Annotated in this window: 9 protein-coding genes; 5 read left to right on the top strand and 4 right to left on the bottom strand. The window is 65.3% G+C overall.

Features of this window, described 5'->3' with window-relative positions:
* Window positions 1–17 precede the first annotated feature (17 nt).
* The 3 genes from ABT375_RS10590 (at window position 18) to ABT375_RS10580 (ending at window position 3,013) form a co-directional block, all read left to right on the top strand.
* Window positions 18–1,109, top strand: coding sequence for a branched-chain amino acid aminotransferase (locus ABT375_RS10590; protein WP_224548196.1), 1,092 nt, complete (start codon window positions 18–20; stop codon window positions 1,107–1,109).
* 151 nt (window positions 1,110–1,260) lie between these two features.
* A complete protein-coding gene (locus ABT375_RS10585; protein ID WP_224548194.1) occupies window positions 1,261–2,469 on the top strand; it encodes a UbiH/UbiF/VisC/COQ6 family ubiquinone biosynthesis hydroxylase in 1,209 nt (402 codons plus the stop codon).
* Between the two features lie 85 nt (window positions 2,470–2,554).
* A complete protein-coding gene (locus ABT375_RS10580; RefSeq protein ID WP_416462386.1) occupies window positions 2,555–3,013 on the top strand; it encodes a hypothetical protein in 459 nt (152 codons plus the stop codon).
* Window positions 3,014–3,047: 34 nt separating this feature from the next.
* On the opposite strand, the gene ABT375_RS10575 is transcribed toward ABT375_RS10580, so the two are convergent.
* Both ABT375_RS10575 and acs read right to left on the bottom strand, forming a co-directional pair.
* Window positions 3,048–3,560 carry a cytochrome b gene (locus tag ABT375_RS10575; protein WP_416462385.1) on the bottom strand — a complete coding sequence of 171 codons (513 nt, stop codon included), beginning with the start codon at window positions 3,558–3,560 and terminating at the stop codon, window positions 3,048–3,050.
* Window positions 3,561–3,657: 97 nt separating this feature from the next.
* Window positions 3,658–5,601, bottom strand: coding sequence for an acetate--CoA ligase (gene acs / locus ABT375_RS10570; protein WP_416462384.1), 1,944 nt, complete (start codon window positions 5,599–5,601; stop codon window positions 3,658–3,660).
* A 184-nt stretch (window positions 5,602–5,785) separates the two neighbouring features.
* Between acs and ABT375_RS10565 the strand changes: the two genes are divergently transcribed.
* Entirely contained in the window at window positions 5,786–6,457 is a 672-nt protein-coding gene (locus tag ABT375_RS10565) for a glutathione S-transferase family protein (RefSeq protein ID WP_224548189.1), read from the top strand.
* Between the two features lie 6 nt (window positions 6,458–6,463).
* Here ABT375_RS10565 and ABT375_RS10560 read toward each other — a convergent pair whose 3' ends face one another.
* On the bottom strand, window positions 6,464–7,621 hold the full coding sequence (locus ABT375_RS10560) for a GGDEF domain-containing protein (protein ID WP_261936680.1): 1,158 nt from the start codon (window positions 7,619–7,621) through the stop codon (window positions 6,464–6,466).
* Window positions 7,622–7,679: 58 nt separating this feature from the next.
* The gene (locus ABT375_RS10555; RefSeq protein WP_261936048.1) at window positions 7,680–8,558 is read right to left on the bottom strand and encodes a LysR substrate-binding domain-containing protein; all 879 of its coding nucleotides are present in this window, start codon (window positions 8,556–8,558) and stop codon (window positions 7,680–7,682) included.
* A gap of 335 nt (window positions 8,559–8,893) precedes the next feature.
* Between ABT375_RS10555 and ABT375_RS10550 the strand changes: the two genes are divergently transcribed.
* Window positions 8,894–11,188 carry a CDC48 family AAA ATPase gene (locus ABT375_RS10550; RefSeq protein WP_224548186.1) on the top strand — a complete coding sequence of 765 codons (2,295 nt, stop codon included), beginning with the start codon at window positions 8,894–8,896 and terminating at the stop codon, window positions 11,186–11,188.
* The last annotated feature ends 128 nt before the right edge of the window (window positions 11,189–11,316 follow it).

Raw genomic sequence — 11,316 nt, 5'->3', positions numbered from 1 at the left:
AGAAAAGGAGACTCACCATGGCCGTCGAGCAGAAGTCGCGTTTCACCGTTACCCCCAGCACCAAGGCTGTGGCGGCTGACGCGCGCGCGGTGCTGCTGGAAGATCCGGGCTTCGGCCGGCTCTTCACCGACCATATGGTGACGATTCGCTATACGGAGGGGCAGGGCTGGCACAGCCATGCCGTTGGCCCGCGCGAACCCTTCCAGCTCGATCCCGCCTGCGCCGTGCTGCATTATGCGCAGGAAATCTTCGAGGGGATGAAGGCCTATCGGCTGGAAGATGGCAGCATCGCCATGTTCCGCCCGGAAGAGAATGCCCGCCGCTTCGCCGCATCGGCCGAACGGCTGGCGATGCCGGCGATCCCCGAAGACCTGTTCCTGGAAGCGGTCGAGCAATTGGTGAAGATCGACGCCGACTGGATTCCGACCGGCGAAGGCAGCCTCTATCTGCGCCCCTTCCTGTTCGCGAGTGAGACGTTCCTGGGCGTCCGCCCGTCCAACGAATATATTTTCTGCGTCATCGCTTCGCCCGCAGGCGCCTATTTCAAGGGCGGCAAGAAGGCCGTGACCCTGTGGGTGTCGGAACATTATACCCGCGCGGCGCGCGGCGGCACCGGCGCGGCCAAATGCGGCGGCAATTATGCCGCGAGCCTCGTCGCGCAGAAGGAAGCGATCGGCCATGGCTGCGACCAGGTCGTCTTCCTCGATGCTGCGGAAAATAAGTGGGTCGAGGAGCTGGGCGGCATGAACGTCTTCTTCGTGATGGACGACGGGTCGATCGTCACCCCGCCGCTGGGGGGCACGATCCTGCCCGGCATCACCCGCAATTCGATCATCGACCTGGCCCGCGCCAAGGGTCATGCCGTGCGCGAGGAGCCCTATAGCTTCGCCCAGTGGCGCGCCGACGCCGCCAGCGGCACGCTGCGCGAAGCCTTCGCCTGCGGCACGGCGGCGGTCGTCACCGCGATCGGCACGGTCAAGAGCACGGACGGGGACTTCACCATCGGCAATGGCGATGGCGGGCTGGTGACGGAGACGCTGCGCGCCGAACTGACCGGCATTCAGCGCGGCGTGGTCGCCGACCCGGCCGGTTGGGTCCGGACGGTTTAATCTTAAGCGGCAAACCCAGTTCCGTTCGCCCTGAGCTTGTCGAAACCCTTTCCTTTTTGACGGAAGGAAAGGGTTTCGACAGGCTCGGCCCGAACGGAATTAAGGATTGCTCTACTTCCCAATCCCCTCCCAAACGCCTAGACACAGCCCCATGGAACGCTTCGACGTCGTGATTTTGGGGGGTGGGCTTGTCGGCCTCACTCTGGGCATCGCTCTTTCCGGCCATGGCGTGAAGACCGCCGTGATCGACCCTGCCGATCCGGTCGGCGTGACCGCCGCCGGGTTCGACGGCCGCGTGTCGGCGATCAGCTCGACCAGCTATGCGATGATGACCGCCATCGGCGTGGGCAGGCATCTGGAAGGCAAGGGCTGCCCGATCGACCGTATCTGGGTCAGCGACGGGCTGGCGCCGGGCGCGCTGGATTTCGCGCCGGACGCCGACGACGGCGTGATGGGCACGATGGTTCCCAATCGCGACCTGCGCGTGGCGCTGGCGCAGACGGCGGACGAAGCCGTCAACCTCACCCGTTTCCAGCCCGACCGCGCGATCCATGTCGATCGCAACGCCGATGGCGTGACGTTGACGCTGGCGAGCGGCGCCACCATCCAGGGGGCGCTGCTGGTCGCGGCGGAGGGGCGCAACAGCCCCACGCGCGAGGCGGCGGGGATCAACACCACCCGCTGGCAATATAAGCACACCGCCATGGTCACGGCGATCGACCATGAGGTGCCGCACGCCAATACGGCCTATGAGATTTTCTATGTCGGCGGCCCCTTCGCGCTGTTGCCGATGCTGCCGGGCACCCGCTCCGCTGTGGTATGGACGGTGCCGACCGAGCAGGCGCCGGCGATGATGAAATTGTCCGAACGCGCCTGGCTGGCCGAAGCGCAGAAGCGGATCGGCGGTTTTCTGGGCGAGATTGCACTGGCGGGGCCGCGCTCCTCCTATCCGCTCGGCTTCCATCATGCGGCCCGGATCACCGACACGCGGCTGGCGCTGGTGGGCGACAGCGCCCATGCGATCCATCCGATCGCGGGGCAGGGCGTGAACCTTGGCTTCCGCGACGTCGCCGCGCTGGTCGAGGTGCTGGTGGAGGGCATGCGCCTGGGACTCGATCCAGGCGATGCGCAATTGCTGGCGCGCTACCAGCGCTGGCGCGGCCTCGATTCGATGATGACCAGCGTGGCGATGGACGGGCTGGTGCGGCTGTTCGACGTGCCGGGCAAATTGCCGTCGCTGGTGCGGCGTGCCGGTCTGGCGGCGGTGCAGCGCAGCGGCGCGCTCAAGGGACGCTTCATGGCGGAAGCGCGCGGGCAGTCGGGTGCGCTGCCGCGGTTGCTGACCGGTGAATTGATCTGAAGTATATGCCCCGCATCCGACGCGCAATTCATTAGTATTTCTTGTCGCTTCTGTTAGCTTTCCTCTTGGGTCGAGAGGGGGTGTTATGAAGAAACATTTTCTATTGGTTTCGGGATTGCTGGCTGTGGCGACGTTGACCGGTACGGCGTGGGCGGCGGACAAGGCGGCCGGCTGGAAGAATTGGGCCGACCATGCCGAACGGGTATCCGCCGCAGCCGATACCGGCGATCTGGGCGCAGTGGCGCAGGCCTGTCAGGGCACGACCTCGACGATCATCTCGCAGGGGTTCCAGTTTCCCTATTGGGCGCAAATGCTTCCGCAATTCTGTAGCGTTTACAAGACCGAGAGTCGCAAGCGCATCGTAACGATGAAGGGGTGGCGGGCGGAGTGCAAATTGCTCGGCAGCCGGATGAACAGCCTGTCCAAGGCCGAGCCGGTCGCGGAAGAGCCGCGCGCGGAGCCGCTGGCCAAGCATATGGCGGCGACATTGCAGGCGCTCGACGTGCGGGAGTGCACCCACAAGCCCGAACGCGAGAGAGGATGAGGGACGGCCGGGGCGACCATGGTCGCCCCGCCGCTCACAGCATCCGTCGCAGCACATCGTCCTTGAGCATGAAATGATGGCGCAGGGCGGCGCCGACATGCAGCAGGATCAGCGCGACCCACAGCCAGGGCAGCAGTTCATGCGCCCGGCGTGACAGACCGACGATGGCGTCTTCCTTGCCCACGCCGAATTTCGGCACGTCGAACAGGAAGAACCAGTTGAGCGGCCGCGTACCCGCCGACGACATGATCCAGCCCGACAGCGGCAGGATCAGCATCAGCGCGTAGAAAAGGACATGCGTCGCATGGGCCGCGCCCTTTTCCCACGCCGGCATCGCCGCGGGTAGCGGCGGGGCGGGGTGGGTCAGCCGCCAGACGATCCGCACCAGCGTCAGCGCCAGCACGGTCAGGCCGATCGACTTGTGGACCGGCATCACCGCCCACTCCTTGGGCAGGGCGTCATGAGCGAAGCCGAAAAAGAGGTTGAGGAGGATCAGGATGGCGATCGCCCAGTGCAGGGTGCGGGCGACGGATGTGTAGCGGGCCATAGGCGGCTCCTTCTTACGGATGTCTGCCGGACGCCAGGACCATCCTACCCGACGGCCCTGGCATCATTGCGGAACGAATCGCGGGCGACCCGACGCCCTATCCCTGACGATTGGCGACCAGATTTTCCACCACCGACGGGTCGGCCAGCGTGCTGGTGTCGCCCAATGCCTGCGCGGACACCTCGCCCTCGGCGATCTTGCGCAGGATGCGGCGCATGATCTTGCCCGACCGCGTCTTGGGCAGGCCCGGTGCGAACTGGATGACGTCGGGCGTGGCGATCGGGCCGATTTCGGTGCGCACCCATTGCACCAGCGCCCTGCGCAGTTCGTCGGTCGCATCCTCGCCGCTGTTGAGCGTCACATAGGCGTAGATGCCCTGGCCCTTGATGTCGTGGGGAAAGCCGACGACCGCGGCTTCCGCGACGCTTTCATGCAGCACCAGCGCGCTTTCGACCTCCGCCGTGCCCATGCGGTGGCCCGACACGTTGATGACGTCGTCCACGCGCCCGGTGATCCAGTAATAGCCGTCGCCGTCGCGCCGGGCGCCATCGCCGGTGGTATATTTGCCGGGGAAGGTGGTGAAATAGGTCTGGAAGAAGCGGTCATGATCGCCCCAGACGGTGCGCATCTGGCCCGGCCAGCTTTGCGCGATGACGAGATTGCCCTCGGCCGCGCCGTCCAGCACATGGCCCTCCGCATCCACGATCTGCGGCACTACGCCGGGCATGGGGAAGGTGGCGGAGCCGGGCTTGAGATCGGTGGCGCCCGGCGTCGGGGCGATCATGGCGCCGCCCGTCTCGGTCTGCCACCAGGTGTCGATGATCGGGCAGCGGCCTTCGCCCACGACTTCATGATACCAGCGCCAGGCTTCCGGGTTGATCGGTTCGCCCACCGTGCCGAGCAGGCGCAGCGAGGCGCGGCTGGTGGAATGGACGAAGCCGTCGCCTTCCTTCATCAGCGCGCGCAGCGCCGTGGGGGCGGTGAAGATGGTCTGCACCTGATGCCGGTCCACCACTTCCCAGATGCGGCTGGGGGTCGGCCAGTTGGGGACGCCTTCGTACATCAGCGTCGTCGCGCCGTTCGCCAGCGGGCCATAGACGATATAGCTGTGGCCCGTGACCCAGCCGATATCGGCGGCGCACCAGTAGATGTCGCCGGGGCGATAATCGAAGCAGAGTTCGTGCGTGAGGGCCGCCCAGAGCAGATAGCCCCCGGTCGTGTGCAGCACGCCCTTGGGCTTGCCGGTGGAGCCGGAGGTGTAGAGGATGAACAGCGGGTCTTCCGCGTTCATCGGTTCGGGCGGGCAGTCGGGCGATGTCTTGGCGGCTTCCTCATGCAGCCACAGGTCGCGGCCGTCCTGCATCGTCACCGCCCCGCCGGTCGCCTTGACGACGATGACCTTCTTCACGCTGGGGCAATGGACGAGCGCGGCATCGACATTGACCTTGAGCGGCACCGCCTTGCCGCCGCGGCGGCCTTCGTCGGCGGTGATGACGATATTCGAATCGCAATCCTGGATGCGACCGGCCAGCGCGTCGGGCGAGAAACCGCCGAACACGACGCTGTGGACCGCGCCGATCCGCGCGCAGGCGAGCAGCGCGAAGGCGGCCTCCGGGATCATCGGCATATAGATGGTGATGCGGTCGCCCTTCTTCGCGCCGGCGGCCTTGAGCACATTGGCGAGGCGGCACACCTCTTCGTGCAGTTGGGCATAGCTGTAGCGGCGCGGCGGCGCATCGGGCGAATCGGGTTCCCACAGGATGGCGGTCTGGTCCGCCCGCTGCGCCAGATGGCGGTCGATGCAATTGGCGCTGACGTTCAGCACGCCGTCGGCGAACCATTTGACGCCGAAATCGGCTTCGGCGAAACTGCTTTCATTGGTCAGGGTCGGCGCCGCGATCCAGTCCAGCCGCTGCGCCCGTTCCAGCCAATAGCCGTGGCTGTCCTCGATCGAGCGCGCATAGTCGGCGTCGCGCGCCGCCCGGTCCATCAGCGCGTCCTTGGCCCATGCCTCCGGCACCGGGAAGAAATCGTCAGACATCGGGCATCCTTTCCATCACGAAACCATTATTGGCGTTCCTTCTATCGCGCCGCCGCCGGGATCGAAAGGCCGGACCATGCCGTATCGCGCCATCCCTTCGGACAATAGCGCTGTTGCACGAAGCTATGGTCGCAGCATTTTGTCGCTTTCCCCGCGGCGCGCCCGCGCCTAACAGGGGTCGCTTATGTGGTTGCTTTATCAATTCCCGCTCTGCCCCTTTTCCCGCAAGGTCCGGCTTCTCCTGGGCGAGAAGGGGATTGGCTATGACCTGGTGCGGGAATCGCCCTGGGCGATGCGCGACGAGTTTCTCGACCTGAACCCGGCCGGCACGACGCCGGTGATGGCGGATGCGGACAAGGGCGTGACGCTGATCGACAGCCAGGCGATCTGCGAATATTTCGAGGAGACGGTGGAGAAATTCCCCCTTATCTCCGGCACCGCCGCGGGACGGGCGGAGGTGCGACGGCTGACCGCCTTTTTCGACCAGAATTTCTATGGCGACGTGGTCGGGCCTTTGCTGCACGAACGGATGAAGAAGCGGCTGATCGAACGCGCGCCGCCCGACGCGCGCATCCTGCGCGAGGCGATGAAGCGCGCCAATGTCCATATGGACTATATGGACTATCTGCTCGACCATCGTAGCTGGATGGCGGGCGGGACGCTCAGCCTGGCCGATATTGCGGCGGCGGCGCATCTGTCGGTGGCGGACTATCTGGGCGGAATCGACTGGGCGGGGCACGAGCCGGTCAGGCGCTGGTATGCGGGCTTCAAGTCGCGCCCGTCCTTCCGCCCGCTCCTGTCCGAGCGGATGGAGGTCATCACCCCGCCGGCCCATTATGAGAAGCCGGATTTCTAAGCGCCTCTAGTCCGTTTCGGCCGCGAGATAGACCCGGTTGCGGCCATGTTCCTTGGCCAGATAGAGGGCGCGGTCTGCGGCCTTGAGCGCAGCGCGGGGATCGTCGTAGATCAGGACATTGGCGACGCCGGCGGAAAAGCTCACCCGGTCCATCCGCTCGCCATTGGTGCGGTTGACGAGGCTGCGGTTGGCCAGGTCTTCGCGCACGCTGTCCACCGCCTCGCAGGCTTCGGCGGCGGTCTTGCCGCGGAACAGCATCACGAACTCCTCGCCCCCGTGCCGCGCGACATGGCAACGGTCGTTGGACGCCTTGGCCAGCAGGCCGGCGACGAACTTCAACACCCGGTCGCCCGTGTCATGGCCATGAGTGTCGTTGATAAGCTTGAAATGGTCTATGTCGCAAAAGGCGACCGACAGCGCTTCGCCATTGTCGAGCGCCTGCTGCATCTCTTCGCCCAGCACGCCTTCGAAGGCGCGGCGGTTGGGCAGGCCGGTCAGGTGGTCATGCTCGGCGGCGCGGCGGGCATTTTCCAGACTGGACTTGAGCGCCTGGGTCTGGCGCTGATTGTCACGGAGCTGACTTTCGACCTGGCGTGTCTTTTCGACCATCGACCGGGTCAGGCCGACCAGGCGGGCCAGCACCGGCTCATTGTTGCGGCCTTCGCCCAGATCCTTGGCCTGTTCCTGCAGCGCGGCGCCATAATCCTTCGCCGAATTGCGCGATTCATGCATCAGGCCGGTGAACTGGATGAGATTTTCCTCCACCTTGTCCAGCATCGTCGCCAGCGATTCGGGCGTCACTTCATCGGCGCGCTGTTCGGCGGCGATCGATTCGATCCAGCCATTGGTGATCTTGCCGCGTTCCATCATCACGGCCTTGATCGCCTTTTCGACGCCGATATTGGCGCCGGTCAGATAATCCAGCGCGACGCTGAAATTGATCGGGGTCAGATCGAGATCATGGGCGAAGAGAAAGTCGCCGATATCGCCATAGAGTTGCCGACGGCGATTGATTTCCCGGTTGGACGCCGTGCCACTGCGCGGCCGATGTTCCTCTTCGACGACATCCTCCTCGGATTTGCCAGAAAATCCCCTGGCCCAGCGTGCCAGACGGTCGGTCAGCCCATGCTGCGGGCTCGCGGAAGATGGTTGTGCCCCGTTCATGCGCTTCATAACGGACGCCGCGGAACAAGGTTAAGGCGTCGGCAGCAAAAGAATCGGATCAGATGTCGGCGCTGACCAGCCAGTCGCGGAAAATGCGCACGGCGCGGGTCTGCAAAGCGCGCGGGCGGCAGACGAAAAAGTAGCGATAGGGGCTTTCGACATGGATCGGGAACAGCCGCACCAGTCGCGGATCGCCCGACTGTTCATAATGGCTGGCATGCATCACCGCGACGCCCAGCCCCTGGGCCGCGGCCTCCAGCATCAACTGGCCCGAGTCATAATTGTCGATCGCCAGCGGTTGCAGGTCGGGCAGGCCCGCCGCTTCCTTCCAGGCGTCGAACGACATCGCCATGTCGCGGTGGAGCAGGATAGTCTGTTGCGCCAGTTCCGTCGGCGAGGCGAGCGCCTGCGCTCCTTCCAGCAATTCGCGCCGGCCGATCAGATAGACTTCTTCATGATCCAGCTCATGCGCGTAGAGTGCGGGGTCGATATCCTTCGACAGCACGATCGCCGCGTCCAGCCCTTCGCCCAGCCGCGCGACCGCATGGGGCGTCGTTTCGATATCGATATGGAGCTGGGGATGCTGCTGACGCAGTTTGCCCAGATGCGGGAACAGGCGCTGCGTCGCGAACAGCGGCATCACCGCCAGGCGCAGGCGCAACTGGTTGCCGCCGCTCTGGATATTTTCCAGCGCCTGCGACAGCGAATCAAGCGCGGGCGCGATATCGTCCAGCAGCCTTTGTCCTTCGGCGTTGATCTCCAGCGCCTGGTGCTTGCGGTCGAACAGGGGGCGGCCGATGAAGCGCTCCAGAGCCTGAACGCGACGGCTGAGCGCGGGAGTCGACAGCGCAAGCTCCTCCGCCGCCGCCTTGACGGAGCCCAGGCGAGCAACCTGAACAAAGGCCTCCAGGGCCGTTAGGGGCGGCAATCTGCGCATGTCTCGTCAAATATCTAAGCCGGTGCGCTGCGCCGCGTCATGTCTTATTGTCGGGCGCATCGCGAGCCGGGGTTCAAGCATCCTCTCCGCACTGAGCAGGAAAATGCGGAAAATGGCAAGATGCATTTTTTGCAACTCCCATATTCTTTTCGCACTTGCAATATTTCGTCCCGCATTGCACATAGGAGGTGCCTTTCAGGCATCCTCTCCTAAAACTTTCAGGGCTGGCCTTCGGGCCGGCCCTTTTTTTCGTCGGTCGATCCGGCGGCTTGCCCCTTTTCGCGGGTCATTGCGTTTCCTATCTCGTTACGGAACGAGAAAGACGGGGATGGCTTGTGGCGGATGAGGACGATACGGGACGCCGGATTCAGGTCGCCAATGCGCGGCCGGAGGATGCCGGGCGCGGTTTGGCGCGGTTGCCGCTGGCGGTGATGGCGGAGCTGCAACTGGCCGAAGGCGACGTCATCGAGATTGTGGGCAAGCGATCGACGTCGGCGCGCGTCGTGCGGCCCTATAAGGAGGATGAGGGGCTGGACGTGCTGCGCCTCGACGGTTTGCAGCGCGCCAATGCCGGGGTCGGCTCCGGCGACTTCGTCCAGATCGACAAGGCGGAGCCGCGGCCCGCGCAAAGGGTCGTGTTCGCGCCTGCACAAAATAACCTGCGCTTGCAGGGCAATCCCGATGCCCTCAAGCGTGTCTTCTACCAGCGGCCTCTGACCGCGGGCGATGTGGTGGCGACCGCAGGGCAGCAGCAGGTGCCGCCGGGCGACATGCCGCCGCAGCTGCGCCAGATGCTGGCCGCGCCGGCCTATGCGCTCCAGGAAATCCGTCTCGTCGTCGTGTCCACGGTGCCCAAGGGCATCGTCCATATCGACGCCGATACCGAGGTCGAGCTGCGCGCCGAATATGAGGAGCCGCGCGAATCGCGCCGTGCCGACGTCACCTATGACGATGTCGGCGGCATGGCCGACGCGATCGACCAGTTGCGCGAGATGGTGGAACTGCCGCTGCGCTATCCCGAACTGTTCACGCGCCTCGGCGTCGATCCGCCCAAGGGGGTGTTGCTGCATGGCCCGCCGGGCACCGGCAAGACGCGCTTGGCGCGCGCGGTCGCCAATGAATCGGACGCGGAATTCTTTCTGATCAACGGGCCGGAGATCATGGGATCGGCCTATGGCGAGTCCGAAAAGCAGCTACGCGAGATTTTCGAGGCGGCGGCCAAATCCTCGCCCTCGATCCTGTTCATCGACGAGATCGATTCGATCGCGCCGAAACGGGGCCAGGTGACCGGCGAGACGGAAAAGCGACTGGTCGCCCAGTTGCTCACCCTGATGGACGGGCTGGAGCCGCGCACCAATCTGGTGGTGATCGCCGCGACCAACCGGCCCGAAGCGATCGACGAGGCGCTGCGCCGCCCCGGCCGGTTCGACCGCGAGATCATCGTCGGCGTGCCTGACGAGCGCGGGCGGCGCGAGATATTGGGCATCCATACGCGCGGTATGCCGCTGGGCGACAAGGTCGACCTGGCCGAACTGGCGCGCATGACCTATGGCTTCGTCGGCGCCGACCTCGCCGCGCTGACCCGCGAGGCGGCGATCGAGACGGTGCGCCGTTTCATGCCGCGCCTCAATCTGGAGGACGGGACGATCCCGCCCGACGTGCTGGAGGAACTGTCCGTCACGCGGGAGGATTTCCTGTCGGCGATCAAGCGGGTGCAGCCGTCGGCTATGCGCGAGGTGATGGTGCAGGCGCCCAATATCGGCTGGTCCGACATTGGCGGGCTGGACGACGCGCAAATGCGGCTGAAGGAAGGCGTGGAGCTGCCGCTCAAAGACCCCGACGCCTTTCGACGCATCGGCATCCGCCCGGCCAAGGGCTTCCTGCTCTACGGCCCGCCCGGCACCGGTAAGACCTTGCTGGCCAAGGCGGTCGCGCGGGAGGCGCAGGCCAATTTCATCGCGACCAAGTCCAGCGACCTGCTGTCCAAATGGTATGGCGAGAGCGAACAGCAGATCGCCCGTCTGTTCGCCCGCGCGCGGCAGGTGGCGCCCACGGTCATCTTCATCGATGAACTGGACAGTCTGGTGCCCGCGCGTGGCGGGGGGCTGGGTGAACCAGCGGTGACGGAGCGGGTGGTGAACACCATATTGGCCGAGATGGATGGGCTGGAGGAGTTGCAGTCGGTAGTGGTCATCGGCGCGACCAACCGGCCGACCCTGATCGATCCGGCGCTGCTGCGGCCTGGGCGGTTCGACGAGCTGATCTATGTGCCGGTGCCCGACGAGGCGGGGCGTCGCCGCATATTGGGCATTCATACCGCCAAGATGCCGCTGGCGGACGATGTCGATCTCGACCGGCTGGCGGGTCGGACGGAGCGCTTCACCGGCGCCGACCTGGAGGATCTGGTGCGGCGCGCGGGCCTGTTCGCGCTGCGCCAGTCGCTGTCGGTAGACAAGGTGACGCAGGCCCATTTCGAGGATGCGCTGGACGATACGCGCGCGTCCGTCACCCCCGAAATGGAGCGGGAATATGAGCAGATCCAGTCGCAGTTGAAGCAGCGGGCGATGCAGGTCGATCCGATCGGCTTCGTCGCGCCGGGCATGGTCCGGTCGCGCGACCGGACGGACTGAACGGGTCGGGCCGATGCGGGACGGCGGATTGAACCCATCCGCCGTCCGCCGCGTTCATGACGATAGTGTTGCAAAGCCGCTTGCCAGCAAGAGCGGGATTTGCAAGGCGGGAAGCATGATCCATATAG

The organism is Sphingomonas sp. VDB2 (genome assembly GCF_047946695.1).
Classification (GTDB): Bacteria; Pseudomonadota; Alphaproteobacteria; order Sphingomonadales; family Sphingomonadaceae; genus Sphingobium; species Sphingobium bisphenolicum.
Note: the sequence above shows the minus strand (reverse complement) of the source record. Positions and strands in the feature narration are given on the sequence as shown.